Annotated in this window: 13 protein-coding genes; 7 read left to right on the top strand and 6 right to left on the bottom strand. The window is 70.6% G+C overall.

What is annotated here, in order from left to right; genetic code table 11:
• Nucleotides 1–3: 3 nt before the first annotated feature.
• The 3 genes from EDF42_RS14285 to EDF42_RS14295 all read left to right on the top strand — a co-directional run bounded on the left by EDF42_RS14285 (nt 4) and on the right by EDF42_RS14295 (nt 4,015).
• Entirely contained in the window at nt 4–483 is a 480-nt protein-coding gene (locus tag EDF42_RS14285) for a MarR family winged helix-turn-helix transcriptional regulator (protein ID WP_123672918.1), read from the top strand.
• 89 nt (nt 484–572) lie between these two features.
• A complete protein-coding gene (locus EDF42_RS14290; RefSeq protein ID WP_123672920.1) occupies nt 573–2,345 on the top strand; it encodes a DEAD/DEAH box helicase in 1,773 nt (590 codons plus the stop codon).
• 320 nt (nt 2,346–2,665) lie between these two features.
• A complete protein-coding gene (locus EDF42_RS14295) occupies nt 2,666–4,015 on the top strand; it encodes a fibronectin type III domain-containing protein (RefSeq protein ID WP_185040967.1) in 1,350 nt (449 codons plus the stop codon).
• A gap of 319 nt (nt 4,016–4,334) precedes the next feature.
• On the opposite strand, the gene EDF42_RS14305 is transcribed toward EDF42_RS14295, so the two are convergent.
• On the bottom strand, nt 4,335–5,261 hold the full coding sequence (locus tag EDF42_RS14305; protein ID WP_123672924.1) for an NAD-dependent epimerase/dehydratase family protein: 927 nt from the start codon (nt 5,259–5,261) through the stop codon (nt 4,335–4,337).
• 146 nt (nt 5,262–5,407) lie between these two features.
• Between EDF42_RS14305 and EDF42_RS14310 the strand changes: the two genes are divergently transcribed.
• The 4 genes from EDF42_RS14310 (at nt 5,408) to opgC (ending at nt 11,335) form a co-directional block, all read left to right on the top strand.
• A complete protein-coding gene (locus EDF42_RS14310; RefSeq protein ID WP_123672926.1) occupies nt 5,408–6,148 on the top strand; it encodes a TetR/AcrR family transcriptional regulator in 741 nt (246 codons plus the stop codon).
• Nucleotides 6,149–6,402: 254 nt separating this feature from the next.
• Nucleotides 6,403–8,427: a glycosyltransferase gene (locus EDF42_RS14315; protein WP_395865628.1), complete on the top strand. Its 2,025-nt coding sequence runs from the start codon at nt 6,403–6,405 to the stop codon at nt 8,425–8,427.
• On the top strand, nt 8,424–8,834 hold the full coding sequence (locus tag EDF42_RS14320) for an ATP-binding protein (protein WP_185002695.1): 411 nt from the start codon (nt 8,424–8,426) through the stop codon (nt 8,832–8,834). The genes EDF42_RS14315 and EDF42_RS14320 overlap by 4 nt, the downstream gene beginning before the upstream one ends.
• Entirely contained in the window at nt 8,831–11,335 is a 2,505-nt protein-coding gene (gene opgC, locus EDF42_RS14325; RefSeq protein ID WP_148067795.1) for an OpgC domain-containing protein, read from the top strand. The genes EDF42_RS14320 and opgC overlap by 4 nt, the downstream gene beginning before the upstream one ends.
• Before the next feature lie 227 nt (nt 11,336–11,562).
• On the opposite strand, the gene EDF42_RS14330 is transcribed toward opgC, so the two are convergent.
• From EDF42_RS14330 to EDF42_RS14350, 5 genes are all read right to left on the bottom strand, one after another.
• Nucleotides 11,563–12,666, bottom strand: coding sequence for a Gfo/Idh/MocA family protein (locus tag EDF42_RS14330; protein WP_260235513.1), 1,104 nt, complete (start codon nt 12,664–12,666; stop codon nt 11,563–11,565).
• On the bottom strand, nt 12,663–13,508 hold the full coding sequence (locus EDF42_RS14335) for a ThuA domain-containing protein (protein WP_260213486.1): 846 nt from the start codon (nt 13,506–13,508) through the stop codon (nt 12,663–12,665). The genes EDF42_RS14330 and EDF42_RS14335 overlap by 4 nt, the downstream gene beginning before the upstream one ends.
• Nucleotides 13,509–13,555: 47 nt before the next feature.
• Entirely contained in the window at nt 13,556–14,446 is an 891-nt protein-coding gene (locus tag EDF42_RS14340) for a carbohydrate ABC transporter permease (RefSeq protein WP_111084887.1), read from the bottom strand.
• The gene (locus tag EDF42_RS14345; protein WP_111084886.1) at nt 14,443–15,303 is read right to left on the bottom strand and encodes a carbohydrate ABC transporter permease; all 861 of its coding nucleotides are present in this window, start codon (nt 15,301–15,303) and stop codon (nt 14,443–14,445) included. The genes EDF42_RS14340 and EDF42_RS14345 overlap by 4 nt, the downstream gene beginning before the upstream one ends.
• A gap of 148 nt (nt 15,304–15,451) precedes the next feature.
• Nucleotides 15,452–16,663, bottom strand: coding sequence for a sugar ABC transporter substrate-binding protein (locus tag EDF42_RS14350; protein WP_123340583.1), 1,212 nt, complete (start codon nt 16,661–16,663; stop codon nt 15,452–15,454).
• Nucleotides 16,664–16,755: the final 92 nt, after the last annotated feature.

Here is a 16,755-nt window from a genome sequence, read left to right on the forward strand (position 1 = left end):
CCCATGTCCGACGAGCGGCGTGCTGCCGAGCGACTCCTGCGATCCCAGCTCGACCGGCTGTGGGTCCGGCAGACCCTGCGTTCCTCGCTCATCGAGTCCCGTGGCGGGCTCGACCCGACGGCGCGGGTGATCCTGCGGGCCGTCGCCGGTCACGGACCCGTCCGGGCGACCGCCATCGCCGACGCGACGGGCCTGTCCCGCCCGGTGATCAGCCGCCGGGTGGCGTCGCTCGTCGAGGCCGAGCACCTGGTCGGCTCGCCGGACCCCGCCGACGGCCGAGCGACCCTGGTCTCGCTCGCACCCGCGGGCAAGCAGTTGCTCGACCAACTCGACGCCGCCGGTGCCGAGGTCTTCGACGACCTCACCGAGGAGTTCGCCTCGGACGAGCTGCGCTCGCTCGCCGAGATGCTCACGCGGCTGAACGACCGGGCCGACGCGGTCCTCGGGATCGGCACCCACGCCCGTGACGTGACCACGACATGACCGGGAGGCGCGGGGCGGGCCCGGCCCGTTCCTCCCGTCCGGACGCCCTCCGGTCACTGCGGAGCGTGCATTCGAGATACCGTTGGTGTATGAGCACGGACACCGCCACCACCACCGAGACCACCGACGAGGGGCCCGTGGTGACCTTCGCCGATCTCGGCCTGAGCGATGCTGTGCTCAAGGCCGTCAAGGACATCGGCTACGAAACCCCTTCCGCCATCCAGGAAGCCACCATCCCCACGCTGCTCGACGGCCGCGACGTCGTCGGCCTCGCGCAGACCGGGACCGGCAAGACCGCCGCCTTCGCGCTGCCGATCCTGTCCCGCATGGAGCCCGGCAGCAAGAAGCCGCAGGCCCTCGTGCTGTCCCCGACGCGCGAGCTCGCCCTGCAGGTGTGCGAGGCGTTCGAGCAGTTCGCGTCGCACATGAAGCACGTCCACGTCCTGCCGGTCTACGGCGGTCAGGCGTACGGCGTGCAGCTGTCCGCCCTGCGCCGCGGCGTCGACGTCATCGTCGGCACGCCCGGTCGCATCATGGACCACCTGGCGAAGGGCACGCTCGACCTGTCCGAGCTGAAGTACCTCGTGCTCGACGAGGCCGACGAGATGCTCAAGATGGGCTTCGCCGAGGACGTCGAGACGATCCTGGCGGACACCCCCGACGACAAGCAGGTCGCCCTCTTCTCGGCGACCATGCCCGCCCAGATCCGCCGCATCTCGCAGCAGTACTTGACGGACCCGGCCGAGATCACCGTCAAGACCAAGACGAAGACCGCCGCGAACATCACGCAGCGCTACCTGATGGTCTCGTACCCGCAGAAGGTCGACGCCCTGACCCGCATCCTCGAGGTCGAGGACTTCGAGGGCATGATCATCTTCGTCCGCACCAAGAGCGAGACCGAGACCCTGGCCGAGAAGCTCCGGGCCCGTGGCTACGCCGCAGCAGCCATCAGCGGTGACGTCGCCCAGGCCCAGCGCGAGCGGACCGTCAACCAGCTGAAGTCCGGCAAGCTCGACATCCTCGTCGCCACCGACGTCGCCGCCCGTGGCCTCGACGTCGACCGCATCACCCACGTCGTGAACTACGACATCCCGGTCGACATCGAGTCCTACGTGCACCGCATCGGCCGCACGGGTCGTGCCGGCCGCTCGGGTGACTCGATCAGCTTCGTGACCCCCCGCGAGCGTCGCCTGCTCTCCGCGATCGAGCGCCACACGAAGCAGCCGCTCACCCAGATGCAGCTGCCGACGATCGACGACGTCAACGAGACGCGCCTGACCCGCTTCGACGACGCGATCACCGCAGCGCTCGAGGACCAGGGTCGCATCGCCGCCTTCCGCGACGTCATCGCGCACTACGTCGAGCACCACGACGTCCCCTCGGACGACGTCGCCGCCGCCCTGGCCGTCGTGGCGCAGGGCGACTCGCCGCTGCTCCTGACCGCAGCCGACGACGCCCTCCGCACGCAGATGGAGCGCGATGCCCGCCGTGGCGAGCGCGACGACCGCGGTGCGCGCGACGACCGTGGCCCGCGCAGCGACCGTGGCGGCGACCGCGACCGTGCGCCCCGCCGTTCGCAGCCGATGACCGCCTACCGCATCGAGGTCGGCCGTCGTCACCGCGTCGAGCCGCGTCAGATCGTCGGCGCCTTGGCGAACGAGGGCGGCCTGCGCCGCGACGACTTCGGTGCGATCCGCATCCAGCCGGACTTCTCGATCGTCGAGCTGCCCGCCGACATGGACGGCGGCGTGCTCGACCGCCTGACCGACACCCGGATCAGCGGCAAGCTCATCGAGATCAAGCCCGACCGCCGTGGTGGTGGCCGCCGCGACGAGCGTCCGGAGCGCAAGCCCCGCTACTGACGCGAGCCGCGTCCTCGACGTGACCACCTGCTGACGGGAGGCGCGGTGCCAGCTGGCACCGCGCCTCCCGTCCGTCGTCCGGTCGCGTCTCCCGCACCGAACACGCCGTCGTGTCGCTGTCACGCCGCGGAGTCCGCAAGACGCCGCACGATTCGGCGGCGTCTCGAGAACACGACGGCGTCTGACGAAACCGGCCCGCCGCAGTCTTGCGGTGCGGGGAACCGCACATCAGGCCCGGACCCGTTCCCCTGGCTCCCGAGCGGTGCTGTGATACCGGAAGCCGTGACGCAGGGAGCCGCGGAGAAGGCAGGGGAACGAACGTGTACCGAGCACTCATCACCGTCGCCGCAGCGGCGGCGCTCGTCATCGGGGGAGTGGCGCCGGCAACGGCTGCTCCCTCGTCTCCGTCCTCGGCGCCCGGTGTGCCGACCTCCGTCCGGGTCTCGGGCGCGGCCGACAGCGCCACCGTCACCTGGGGTGCCCCGAAGTCCGGCGCGAAGGTCACCGGGTGGACCGTGGCGATCGCCCCCGTGCAGCAGCAGCCCGACGCCGGCGTCGACCGACTGCCGGCGAAGGCACGGTCCGACCGGTTCGGTGACCTCACCCCGAAGACGACCTACACGTTCTCGGTGCGGGCGGTCAGCGGCAAGATGGCCGGGCGCGCGGTGGCCGTCCGCTACACGGCACCGGCCGTCGTGGAGACGACGCAGTCGCTGTTCGCCCTCGACGCGTCCGGCAACGTCGTGCGGTTCGCCGAGGACGGTTCCGGCACCGGGAAGGTCGTCTCGGCGAACGGGACGGGCTTCGCCGCGGACGACGTCGGTGACGTGTTCACCCCGTCGGCCGACCACACCTCCATCCTGTTCCACCCCGCTGACGGCAGCGCGGCGCGGACCCTGGCGACCGGCCTGCACCTGACGCCCGACCTGCGTTCCGACGTCGCCGGCAACCTGTACTGGATCGACTCGGTGAACGGTTCGGTGCAGAAGCTCCCCGTCGGCAGCTCCACCGCGGCCACGGCCGTCACGTTCCCGGCCGCGCAGAACTCGGCGTCCCGATCCCAGTGGGCCGTCGGCCGTGACGGCACCGTCTCCGCCTACACGAGCACGGCCACCGGGGGCCTGGTCAACACCGCCAGCCCGACGGCCACCGTGACGAAGCGGACGGTGGCGTTCCCCGCCGGCCAGACGTACGGGTACCTGTCCGGGCTGCTCGCAGACGGGTCCGGAACCCTCTACGTGTCCTTCCAGTCGCCGGGCGGCTCGGGGTACTTCGGCTGGTACGCCCTGCCCGCCCGCGCCACGGCGTTCACCGTGATCGAGCCGCGGATCGCGTTCGAGTACGCGGCGGTCAACTCGACCGACCTCACGATCCTGCAGTCCGCGCAGTGGTGCGCCGCGATCAGCGAGGGGAGCCCCGGCGGCTGCCACGTCGACCGGACCCTGACGCACCAGTTCGTCCGCAACGCCTCCGGCGCGACCACCGAGCGCACGACGAGCGGGATCACCGCGAACGGTCGTGCACCGTACGTCGGGGCGACGGATGCCCAGGGCGACGTCTTCGTCGCCATCGACGGCGGCGCGACGCCGGGGCTCTGGCGCGTGCCGGCCTCCGGCGGGGCTGCGCAGCAGCTGTCGTCGGCGCAGTACTCGCGGCTGCTGGTGATCTGACCGGCAGACCGAGGCAGGACGGGGTGGGACGCAACGGCGCGTCCCACCCCGTCCTGTGTCGCGGGCGCTGGCGGCGTGCGGGACGTGCGGGCCCCAGGTTCCAAAGTATTGGATCCTCGACGCTCCCTGCGCTGATCCGTGGAACCTCGGCGGCGCACCTGCGGCGTGGTGTGGAACCTCGGCGCCACCACGCCCCGCCCGGCACCCCGCCAGGCACCCCGCCCGGCACCCCGCCCGGCACCCCGCCCGGCACCCCGCGCACCGCGCCCCGCCCGCCGCACCCCGCCCGCCGCACCCCGCCCACCGCACCCCACCCGCCTCACGCCACTCCCGCGACCGTCCGGCGACACACCTCGTCCCACGGGGTCGGCTCGATGCCGAACTCCGCGCGGCTCTCGGCATCGTCGACCACGTACGGTGCGGTCCACTGGTAGCTCATCTCGGCGAGCTCCCGCATCATCGGCGACACGAGCCCGAGCGCACGGATCGCCCCCGCGGGCATCCGGTGGACGGCTACGGGTGCCTTGCCGGCCGCGGCCAGCACCTCGGTCAGCGCCTGCCGCTGGGTACGAGGAGGGTTGCTCGGCACCATCCACGTGCGGCCGTGCGCGCCCTCGTCCGAGGCCGCCGCCACGAGGGTCCTGGCGACGTCGAGCACGTCGGTGAAGGTGTGTGGCAGGTCGGTCCTGCCGATCATCGTCACGGCCTTCCCCTGCAGTGCGGCCGGCAGCACACGCGTGACGTGCCCGTTCGCCCCGATGCCCGGCCCGACGTAGTCCGAAGCGCGGACCTCGACCGTGCGGATGCGTCCGGCACGGTGCGCGGCCAGGGCGTCGGCCCACAGCCGTGCGCGGAGGATCCCCTTGTGGTCGGTTGCCGCGTCCGGGGTGTCGGCGCGCATCGGGCCGTCGACCGGGCCGTACGGGTACAGGTTCCCGGTGATGGCGTAGACGGCCCCGGTCCGCTCGGCAGCGGTCAGCATCGACGCCGCGAGCGGTGGCCAGGTGCGCTCCCACTGGGTGTAGTCGCCCGGGTTCGCGCAGTTGTACAGCACGGCGGCGCCGTCGGCTGCCCGGGTGAGCGCCTCGGCGTCGGAGGCGTCGAGCGCGACGTGATCGGCCCCTGACAGGCCGGTGTCACGACCCGAGCGCGTGGCGACCGTGACGTGCTCGCCGCGTTCGGCGAGCAGCGCGGCTACGTGGCGGCCCACCGGACCGGCGCCGATGACGAGGTGGTCGTGTGACATGGGTTCCTGCTTCCCTCGGTGTGCGAGAGCGAAGCTCTCGGTGAGCGAGAGCGGTGCTCTCGCGACCAGGATGCGCGCTCGGCGACGAAAGAGCAAGAGCACTGCTCTCATTTGTGTGCAGTGCTCTCGTGTGGCATGGTGACCGGATGGCACCGACAGCACGCGAGCTCGCCCGGCAGACGATCCAGGCGGACATCCTGGCCGCCGCGCGCACCCGCCTCACCGACGAGGGACCCGCAGCGCTCAGCCTCCGAGCCGTCGCCCGTGACGTCGGCATGGTGTCGTCCGCGGTGTACCGCTACTTCCCGAGTCGCGACGACCTGCTGACGGCGCTGCTCATCGTCGACTACGACGAACTCGGCGCAGCTGTCGAGGCTGCTGACGCCGCGGCCGGCCCGGAACCGGGTGCACGCTGGGTCGCCGCGTGCCGCGCGATCCGATCGTGGTCCGTCGCGCACCCGGGCGACTTCGCGTTGCTGTTCGGGTCGCCCGTGCCGGGCTACGCCGCACCGCGCGAGACGGTCGTGCCCGCCGCGCGGACGACGCTCGCGCTGGTGCGGGTGGTGGCCGACGCGGTCGCGCCCGGCGGGGACGTCACGTCGGCGTCGGGGGCGGACGGGAGGCCCGGATCACCCGCCGCGCCCACTGCAGCTCCCGGGGTGGCCGGCCCCGCAGTCGCAGACGCAGTGACCACCCTGCGGTCGTTCGGCATCGCACTGCCCGACGAGGTCCTGGTCCGCACCCTGATGGCCTGGTCGACGGTGTTCGGGACGATCTCGTTCGAGCTCTTCGGCCACTTCGTCGGCTCGGTGTCCGACGGCGCCGCCTACTTCGACCAGGTGGTCGCCCGGCTCGCCGACGACCTCGGATTCGCCGCCGCGTTCTGACCCGGTCGTGCGGTCGCCCCGGGCCGTTGTCCACGACTCGCACTCGGGGCCTGACAGAGTGCCGGTCACTGCGGTAGACAGGTCCCTACGCCGAGGTCGTGCCCGACGACCGGAGCGGACGGCCGGCACGGTGCCCCCTGGGCAGCGGGCGGACGGCACCACACCCGGGCGTGCGCCGCGGCCGGGGTCCGCGCGGATCAGGAGGCACCCTTGCGACGCAGCTCGGCCGGCGACCCCGCAGACGGAGCGACCCGGTGACGGCGCTCGACGTCAGCCGCCAGGACCGCCGCCGGCTCACCACCGGCACGGCCCGCCGTCGACTCGTCACGGTGCGCACGGTCGCACTCCTGGCGTCGATCGCCGGTGTGAACTACGTCGTCTGGCGCTGGGCCGCCTCGGTGAACTGGCACTCCTGGTGGATCGCCGTGCCGCTCATCCTGGCCGAGACCTACAGCGTCATCGACTCGCTCCTGTTCGCGTTCGGGGCGTGGCGGTTGCGCGAGCGCGGTGAGCCCCCGACGAAGCCGTCCTCCGACGTCACGGTCGACGTCTTCATCACCACCTACAACGAGCCCGTCGAGATGGTCGTGCGCACGGCCCGTGCGGCGCAGGCGATCACGCACCCACACACGACGTGGATCCTCGACGACGGCAACCGCCCCGAGATGCGTGCGGCCGCCGACTCGCTCGGCATCGGTGTCATCACCCGCGGTGCCGACTGGATCGACCGTCCCCGGCACGCCAAGGCCGGCAACCTCAACAACGCCCTGCTCGCGACCCAGGGCGAGTTCCTGCTCATCCTCGACGCCGACCAGGTGCCGGAGCCCGGCATCCTCGACCGCACGCTCGGGTACTTCAAGGACCCGCGGATGGCGCTCGTGCAGACGCCGCAGTGGTTCGAGAACGTTCCCGAGGCGGACCTGCTCGGCAGCCAGGCGCCGCTGTTCTACGGGCCGATCCAGCAGTCGAAGGACGGCTGGAACGCCGCGTTCTTCTGCGGGTCGAACGCGATCCTGCGGCGCGAGGCCCTGATGCAGCTCGGCATCTCCCGCTACGTGGTCGAGGTCGAGGCCTCGGTGCAGCGCACGATCACGACGTCGCGGAAGCTGCTGGCCCGTGCCCGTGAGACCGAGACGGACCCGCGGGTGCTCGGCGCTCTGGACGAGGCCGAAGCCGTCGTCGACCGCGCTCGCGACCAGGTCCGGGCCGGCGAACCGCTCGGCGACGTCACCTACGCGTTCCAGCGGGGGATCGACACGATCGCCTTCCGGTTCGCCGCCGCCGACCTCGAGTCGGTGCGGAACGACCTGCAGGAACTCGCCGCGATGTCGACCGACGCGAACACCTTCGCCGGGCTCGACGACGCCGCGCTCGACGTGCTCGGGCGGCGCGACGCATCGCCCGTGACGGCCATCGAGTCGATCGCGGTCCTCGCACGGGCACTCGACGTCAACCGCGACGACGAGGCACAGCCGATCATGCCGCTGGCGACGATCTCGGTGACCGAGGACATGGCCACCGCCATGCGGCTGCACGGGCTCGGCTGGAAGTCGGCGTACCACGACGAGATCCTGGCGAAGGGCCTGGCGCCGGAGGACCTGCCGACCATGCTCGTGCAGCGGCTCCGGTGGGCGCAGGGCACCATGCAGGTGTTCTTCCGCGAGAACCCGCTGGTGCAGAAGGGGTTGTCCTGGGGGCAGCGCCTGATGTACTTCTCGACGATGTGGAGCTACCTGTCCGGGTTCGCCGCGATCGTGTACATCGCGGCCCCCGTGCTCTGCCTGTCGTTCGGCGTCGTCCCGGTGCAGGCCTACAGCGTCGACTTCTTCGCACGGTTGATCCCGTTCCTCGTGCTCAACCAGCTGCTGTTCTGGGTGGTGGCCGCCGGCAGACCCACGTGGCGCGGGCAGCAGTACTCGCTCGCGCTGTTCCCGGTGTGGATCGAGGCGGTGACGAGTGCGTTCGAGAACGTGTTCCGCGGCAAGCCGCTCGGGTTCCGGGTCACGCCGAAGGTGCGCGACGAGACCGAGCAGAAGCCCCGGTGGGACCTCGTCAAGCCGCAGCTCATCGCGATGGGGGCGCTGGTCGCGGCACTGCTGCTGATCGGCATCCGGTACCTGACCGGGCAGGCGTCGGGCATCGCGCCGCTCGTCAACACCGCGTGGGTCGTCTTCGACCTGTTCATCTTCAGCATCGTGATCCGGGCCGTGCTCTACCGCGGCCCGGGCACGGGAGTCCAGTCAGAGCACGAGTCGAGCACCGCCGGAGGACCACTGTGAACGCCGAGACCACCTTCGACGTCGCCGCGACGCCCGTGTCGCTCGACGAGGTCCAGGACCGCTTCGGCGCCTGGTGGGACGGCCTCGGCATCGACGACGTCCGGCTCCGCTTCGCGCTGGAGACCGCGCTGGCCGAGGTCGCCGCGAACATCGTCGAGCACACCGCGCGTTCCGACCAGGAGACCGGTCGGCGCTACACCGTGCGGCTCGAGTCGACCGAGCGGGCGCTCACCGCGGAGCTCACCGACAACGGTCTGCCCGTGGACATCGACCTGAGCGCCGTCACGATGGCCGACGTCGAGCAGGAGAGTGGACGCGGTCTGGCGCTCGCGATCGCCGCCCTCGACCGCCTGGAGCACCGGCACGAGCACGGGCACAACGTCTGGACGCTGGTGTGCGACCGATGAGGCTGCTGGCGGCCCGCGTGGTCGCCGTCCTCGTCACGATCGCGACGCTCCTGCTCGGTGGTGCGCTGCCGGCGTCCGCGGTGACGGTGCACACGGCCGCGGCGACGGAGCCGGCGAGTGGGACGGCCTGGTTCGGCCCGGACCTCGACTGGGGCGACGATTCCCCGGCGGGCTACGAGGGACGGCTCGGTGCGACGCCGTCGATGTACGGGGTGGAGATCGACTACCCGCTCGACCGCTCGGCCAGGCGGGAGCTCCTCCGTGCGACGCGTGCCGCGGCGACGCAGGGCGCGGTCCTCGTCGTGAGCCTCGAGCCCGGGCAGTCGCTCCGGTCACTCGACGCCGCCGATGCCCGCGCCGCGAACACCGCGTTCCAGGAGATCCACGACCAGTACGACACCCAGGTGCTCGTGCGGTTCGCGCCACAGATGAACGGCACGTGGGTGCGCTGGGGGCAGCAGCCGACCCAGTTCGTGCAGGCGTTCCGGACGCTCGCGACCGCGGTGCACGGCGGCGACTCCGACGCGCGCATGGTGTGGTCGCCGTCGTACGGCGCGGGGTACCCGTTCGGTGAGTCCGCGGGACGCCTGGCAGACCTCTCCGCGACCGACGTCGCGAAGCTCGACACGAACGGCGACGGCGAGCTGACCGCGGCCGACGACCCCTACGAGCCGTACTGGCCGGGCGACGCCTCGGTGGACTGGGTCGGCTTGTCGATGTACTACTTCGGCAAGGGCAAGTCGACCGAAGCCGCCGGTCGTGACGTCCCCCTCACCCGCAACGACGTGCCGGAGCGCGGCGAGGTCGAATCCCGGTTCGACGAGACGTGGGGCTACGAGCAGCAGCAGGCGGACAGCTTCTACGACCGGTTCGCCGTCGACGGCGACCGGTCGATGCTGCTCGACACCGGTGCGCTGTACGACCACACCCGCCGGGGCGATGCAGAGCTCCCGGTCAAGCAGGGCTGGTGGCGGCAGGTGATCGCCTCGGTCCAGGACCGCCCGTTGATCCGGGGCGTGACCTTCCTCGAGACGAACCGCCGCGAGCCCGAGGCCGGGAACCGTGTCGCCGACTGGCGTGACACGGCGGTGCCCGGGATCGCCGGTTCGTTCCGCACCGACCTCGAGCGGGGCGACCACTTCGCCTTCGGGCCCGTCACCGACCGCATCACCACGCAGCAGGGCAACGCCGCGACCGACCAGCAGTACGACACCGGCGGCGACCAGATGGCGTGGATCGTCTGGGTCGCCGTGGGCCTGGCGGTGGTGTTCCTGCTGAGCGGGTTGTTCGGCCGGTTGCTGCCGAGCTGGCGCTACCCCGACGACGGGAAACCCGGGCGCGACCTGCGGCTCGACCTGTTCCGCGGGTTCATCATCCTGGCGGTGGTGATCACCCACATCGAGATCGGCGGGCCGTACTCGTACCTCACGCTGCACGCGGTGGGTGCGATCACCGGTGCCGAGATGTTCGTGTTCCTGTCCGGCATGGTCCTCGGCATGACCTACCCGTTCGCCATCAAGAAGTTCGGCGAGTGGGCGGCCGCGATCGGGGCGTGGAAGCGTGCCCGCAAGCAGTACCTCGTCACGCTCGTGGTGATCGCGGTCGTCTTCGCGCTGAGCTTCGTCCCGTTCCTGAACACCGACGCGATCACGACGTTCACCGACCGGGGGACCGGCACCGGGGGCGTCGGTGCCGAGGGCCGGGTGTACGACCTGTACCCGAACGCGATGCAGCTGCTCGGCTACCCGCCGCCGTGGTACGCCATCCGACAGTTCCTGCTGCTCGAGATGGGCCCGTGGCCGTTCAACATCATGGGCCTGTTCGTGGTGCTGAGCCTGTTCATCCCACCGCTGCTCTGGCTGATCCGCCGCGGCTTCTGGTGGGTGGTGCTCGTCGTGAGCTGGGCGCTGTACGTGTTCCAGGCCCTCAACCCGGAGTTCCGCCCGCTGAACTCGCAGTTCGAGGCGGTCTTCCCGCTGCTCACCTGGCAGGTCGTGTTCACCCACGGCCTCGTGCTCGGGTACTACCGACGGCAGATCATCGGCGCGCTCACCGGGCGGCTCGGCAAGGTCCTGGTCGGCATCGGTGTCGGGGGTTACGCGGCGTTCCTGGTGTACGTCTGGGCGGCGAACCACGCCGGGTTCACACCGGTCCCGTTCCCGGCGTCGATGTACGAGGACCTGTACAACACGGCGTACCAGCGGGTGGACCTGCAGTGGGGCCGACTGGTCGACATCGCGTTCTTCGCGATCGTGTCGTACGCGATCCTGACGGTGTTCTGGAAGCCGATCTCGACGGCGATCGGCTGGCTCTGGATCCCGATCGGGCAGGCGAGCCTCTACGTCTTCGTGTGGCAGGTGTTCTTCGCGCTGGCGATCGCGTCGATCCCCGGCGTGCCGTGGGGCGACTTCTGGATCGGCTTCGTGGTGCACTCGGCGTTGATCCTGCTGGCCTGGTACATGGTCCGCAAGAAGTTCCTGTTCTCGGTCATCCCGCGTTGACGTGACCGCGGGACGGACGGGAGGCCCGTGGCGGCGTCGCCACGGGCCTCCCGTCCGTCCTTGGTCACGTCCACCGCACGCGCCGCGCCCGACAGGAGTGGTCGCGGTCCCGCGACTCGCCGCTCACGTCTGCCGAGGTTCCGATCACGAGCCTGACGGACGCCGACATGCCGGGATTTCGGAACCTCGGGGGAAGACGCGCGGGCGTGCCGGGCGTGCCGGGGCGCCTACGGCGTGGGGACGGACGCGCTCAGGGCCTCGCGCACCGAACCCCACGTTGCCAGGCGGTCGCGGACCGCGTCGTGCCGCTCGGCGGCGAGTGCCTCGGCGTGTGCGCGCTCGAGCACCTCGTCGATGACGATGCGCTGCCCGGTGCGGGTCGACGCGATCGCCGCCTCGACCATGGCGAGGCTCATGACGTTGCCGTGCACCTCGCCGTCCGGGGTCTCGCCGGAACGCACGGCGTGCACGAAGGACGTCAGCGCCCCGGCGATCTCGTACCCGACACTCGCCGCGGACGACGGCGTGCCCGCGGTGCCGTCGAGGTCGCTGGACGGGTCGTGGTCGCCGTCCCACAGTGCCGTGCCGACCGCACCCGAGGCCCGCCAGTCGCCGTTCCACGAGGTCTCGGCCCCCGGTGCGCACCACGAGCCGTCGTACACGTACCGGATGTCGTCCTCGAAGGCGAAGACCGCCGCCGCCGCCGCGTCGCCGCGGTACCAGGACCACGACGGGTTCCACGACTCGCAGTACACCGACACCGGGTCCCGTTCGAGCACGTAGCGGGCGGAGTCGAACGCGTGGATCGCCATGTCGAGCAGCAGGACGTCGTCCATCTGCTCGCGGAAGCCGCCGAAGTGCGGAGCCTTGGCGAACCGGGTGCCCAGGCCGCCGATCGCGCCCAGGCCGCGCACGTGCTGGCGGAACGCGACGAGCTGGTCGTTGTAGCGCCGCGACTGCGACACCATGAACAGCTTGCCGGTGGCCTCGGCGGCCGCGGCGAGCGACAGTGCCTCGGCGACCGTCTGCGCTGCGGGTTTCTCGCCGAGCACGGGGAGTCCGGCGTGCAGCGCCTGCAGCGTGACGGGGTGGTGCGCGACCGGGACGGTGATGTCGAGCACCGCCTGTGCACCGGTCTCGGCGGCGAGCACGGTCAGGTCGGTGCCGACGGGGATGCTCGGGTCGCCGGCGTGTTCGGCACCGGCCCGGGCGGCGTCGAGGTCGAGGTCGACGATGCCGACCAGCTCGACGTCGGGGTCGGCTGCGACGGTGCCGAGCCACGCCCGGCCCATGCCCCCGGCGCCGACCTGCAGGACGCGGAGCGCGGTCACGCCTGCGCCCCGGCGTGGTCGTCGACGGGGGCGTCGCCGACGGCGGCGTCCTCGACAGGGGCGTCCTCGACGGGCGCGTCGTCGAACGGGCCGCGGTAGTGCTGCCCCTCGAAGTACTCGCCCAGGTCGTAGCGGCGGAGCGTCGGGATCTCACGCTCGCGCTCCGGCCGCGCCCACTCGGTCGCGTTCGCGATCACGCGGCGGACGTCCTTGTGGTGGTACACGGGGAAGTCCTGGTCGCCGGGCGAGAAGTAGAAGATCTTCCCCAGGCCGCGGCGGTACGTCATGCCGCTCCGGAACACCTCGCCGCCGGTGAAGCCCGAGATGAACACGAGCTCGTCGGGGGTCGGCACGTCGAAGTACTCGCCGTACATCTCCTGCTCGGGGATGACGATCGGGTTCGGGACGCCACGGGTGATCGGGTGCTGCGGGTTGACGGTCCAGACGAGTTCCTGGTCGTGCTCGCTCCGCCAGCGCAGGGTGCACGTGGTGCCCATCAGCTTGCCGAAGATCTTCGACCAGTGGCCGGAGTGCAGGACGACCAGGCCCATGCCGGACAGGACGTGCTTGTGCACCCGGTCGACCACGGCGTCGTCGACGTCCTGGTGCGCGGCGTGCCCCCACCAGGTCAGGACGTCCGTCGCGGCCAGGACCTCGTCGGTCAGGCCGTGCTCGGGTTCCTGCATGGTGGCGGTCCGGACGACGGCGTCGGGCAGGTTCTCGCGGATGCCGTCGGCGATCGCGCCGTGCATGCCGTCGGGGTACCGCTCGGCGACGTGCTGCTCGACCTGCTCGTGGACGTTCTCGCCCCAGACGGTGATGCGCAGCGGGGTGGTGGTCATGGTGTGCCTTTCAGACGGTGGTACGTGGTGGCGTCGGTCCGGGGCCGTCACTTGACGGCACCGCCGAGGGCACCAGCGGAGATGTACTTCTGCGCGAAGATCAGCAGGACGGCAGCGGGCAGGGACGCCAGCACCGAGGTCGCCATGACGGGTCCCCAGTCGGTGACGTTCGAGCCGATGTAGTTGTAGATGCCGAGCGTGATCGGTCGGACCGCGGTCGTCGACGTCAGGGTCAGTGCGATGAGGAAGTCACCCCACGCGCCGAGGAACGTGAAGAGCGCCGCGGTGACGATGGCGTTCCGGCTGATCGGCACGACGATCGACACGAACGCCCGGAAGTCGCTGGCGCCGTCGACCAGTGCGGCCTCGACCAGGCTCGGCGGGATCGACTCCATGAACGCCCGCATGAGCAGGATGGCGAACGGCACCTGGACCGCGCTGTCGGCCAGGATCAGCCCGACGTAGCTGTTGAGCAGCCCGATGTTGTTGAACAGCGTGTACAGCGCGTTCGCGATCACGATCGCCGGGATCATCTGGGTGATGAGCAGCACGAGCAGGAACACCCGGCCGCCGCGCATCCGGAACCGGGCCAGCCCGTAGGCGGCCGGCGTCGCGATGGCCAGCGTCAGCAGGACGGTGCCGAGGCCGATGATCATGCTCGACAGGAAGTTCTGTCCCTGCTGGGCGAACGCGGCCTCGTACCCGGCGAAGGTCGGGGAGAACGGGAACCACGTCGCCGTGGCGGCCCCGGACGTCGCCTGCAGGCTGGTGTTCACCATCCAGTAGACGGGGAACACCATGATCGCGAGGAACACGCACCCGAGGATCGTGAACGGGATGCCCTTGGCGGAACCGCGCGGGCGGGGTGCCCGGGTGGTCCGCTTCGTCGTGATCGCGCGGGTGGCGGTGACGGTCTGGTTCGCGAGTCCGACGCTCATTCGTCGACCGCCTTCCGGGAGATCGCGATGTAGACCATCGCGAAGACGAACGAGACGACGATGAGCACGTTGCTCACCGCGGCTCCGATGCCGAACTGGAAGTTGATGAACGACTGGTGGTACGCGTTCGTGGCGAGGGTCTGCGTCGAGTTCGCCGGCCCGCCGCCGGTCAGGCCGAGGATGATGTCCACGACCTTCAACGTGTAGACGACCCCGAGCACGACCACGACGCTGACCACCGACCGGATGCTCGGCCACGTGATGTACCAGAACGCCTTGAACCCGGTGGCGCCGTCGAGCGACCCGGCCTCGTAGAGCTCCGGCGGCACGGACTGCAGACCGCTGTAGAGGATCGTCGTGTTGAACGGGATGCCGAGCCACACGTTGACGCCGATGACGGCGATGAGCGCGAGGCTCGGGCTGACCAGCCACGGGACCGGGGCGATGCCCACCAGGCCGAGGAGCTGGTTGAGTGCCCCGCTGTCCTGGTCGAGCAGCCACTTCCACACCGCGCTCGAGGCGATGAGCGGCAGCAGCCACGGCAGGAGCAGGAGCCCCCGCAGGAAGCCCGACAGCGGGAAGTGCCGACGGAAGAACAGCGCGAGGCTCAGCCCGATGACGAACTGCAGGATGATCGAGCCGGCCGTGAACAGGGCGGTGTTCACGAGGCTCGTCGTGAAGACCGAGCTCTGGAACACCGAGATGTAGTTGCCGAGTCCCACCCAGGGGGCCTCGCCGGTGAAGAAGGTCGCCGTCGTGTAGTCCTGGAAGGACATGATGATGTTCTTCACCACGGGGTAGCCGAAGAAGACGGCCACGAAGACCGCCGCTGGCACCACGAAGAGCCATCGGGTCACGCCGGATCGGAACCGGGCTCGTCGTTGCCCGGGTCGGGGTGTCGTCACGGGCGGGATCGTCCGTGGTCGTGTCTGTGTCGAGGCGCTCACGCCGGGGTCCTTTCCTGCACGCCGGAGGGAGCCGACCGGTCGGCCGGCTCCCCGTGGACTACTGCTCTTGCGACTGCGCCTGCTTGAGCGCTGCCTCGGGGCTGGCCTTGCCGGTGAGGGCGAGCTGGACGGCGGTGTAGATCTTCGTGGCGGCCTTGGGCCAGTCGGGTCCGAGCTCACCGGTGCGGGCGCGGGCGGTCTGCACCGTGGTGACGAAGGACGCGACCTGCGGGTGGTCCTTCGCCCAGGCGGCGCCGGCCTCGAGGTTGGTCGGCACGTTGCCGCTGACCTCGGACAGGGTCTTCTGCATCTTCTGCGAGTGGAGGCAGCCGACGAACTTTCCGGCGAGCTGCATCTTGTCCTTGTCGCCGGTCTGCGGGACGGTGAACGCCTCGCCGCCGAGCGGTGCGACCGTGGCGTCGCCGGTGCGCGTCGGGATCGGGACGCTGTCGAACTCGAGGCTCTTCTTCTCGTTGAGCGCCGGCAGCTGCCAGGGACCGTTGATCATCATCGCGGCCTTGCCGGCCAGGAACTGGTTGTTGACGTCCGCCTGGGCCCAGTTGATCGAGCTCTTCGACATCGAGCCGTCGTCCTGCAGGTCCTCGACGAGCTGCAGCGCCTGGGTGGCGTCCGCGGTGGCGATGTCCTTCTCGTCGCCGCCGTTCGACCAGAAGAACGGCAGGAACTGCCAGGTGCCCTCGTACGTGTTGATGTTGCTCATCGCGAAGCCGTAGGTGGACCCGCTCGTGAGCTTCTTCGCCGCGGCCTTGAGCTCGTCCCACGTCTTGGGCGGCTGGACGCCGGCGTCCGCCAGGAGCTTCTTGTTGTAGTAGAGCGCGATGGAGTTCGTGTTCGACTGCAGGCCGTAGAGCTTGCCCTTGTAGGTGCTCGCCGCCTTCACGCCGGGGACGTCGCCGTCGGCGTCCAGACCGTAGTCGGACAGGTCGGACAGGGCACCGGAGGAGGCGATCTGCTGGACGTCGGGGTTGTCGAGCATGAGGACGTCGGGCAGCGTCTTCGACGATGCCTGCTGCAGCACCTTCGCGATCAGACCGGCGCCGGCGACGTGGTTGATCGTGACCGTCGCGCCGACCTCCTTCGCGCACTGCTTGTAGACCGGGTTGTAGTTCGCGTCGTAGTAGTCCTCGATCGTCAGGGCCTTGCTGCCGCCCGACGAGGCCGATCCGGAGCCGGAGCAGCCGGACAGGACCAGGGGGATCGTGGCGACGACGGCGACTGCGCCGACGAGGGCGCGCGTCCGGCGGGACATGGAGGGGAATCTTTGCTTCATTGCAGAGCTCTTCTCTTGACGGGTGCTGGGGCAGGCACGCATCGACGAGGCCGCTGACGTCATCGTCGCTG

This window comes from Curtobacterium sp. PhB172 (assembly GCF_003752545.1).
Lineage (GTDB): Bacteria > Actinomycetota > Actinomycetes > Actinomycetales > Microbacteriaceae > Curtobacterium.

Coding starts and splice junctions, on each gene's coding strand:
- EDF42_RS14340 (WP_111084887.1), bottom strand. CDS start 14,446: ATGAGCGTCGGACTCGCGAACCAGACCGTCACCGCCACCCGCGCGATC.
- EDF42_RS14290 (WP_123672920.1), top strand. CDS start 573: ATGAGCACGGACACCGCCACCACCACCGAGACCACCGACGAGGGGCCC.
- EDF42_RS14335 (WP_260213486.1), bottom strand. CDS start 13,508: ATGACCACCACCCCGCTGCGCATCACCGTCTGGGGCGAGAACGTCCAC.
- EDF42_RS14350 (WP_123340583.1), bottom strand. CDS start 16,663: ATGTCCCGCCGGACGCGCGCCCTCGTCGGCGCAGTCGCCGTCGTCGCC.
- EDF42_RS14285 (WP_123672918.1), top strand. CDS start 4: ATGTCCGACGAGCGGCGTGCTGCCGAGCGACTCCTGCGATCCCAGCTC.
- opgC (WP_148067795.1), top strand. CDS start 8,831: ATGAGGCTGCTGGCGGCCCGCGTGGTCGCCGTCCTCGTCACGATCGCG.
- EDF42_RS14305 (WP_123672924.1), bottom strand. CDS start 5,261: ATGTCACACGACCACCTCGTCATCGGCGCCGGTCCGGTGGGCCGCCAC.
- EDF42_RS14310 (WP_123672926.1), top strand. CDS start 5,408: ATGGCACCGACAGCACGCGAGCTCGCCCGGCAGACGATCCAGGCGGAC.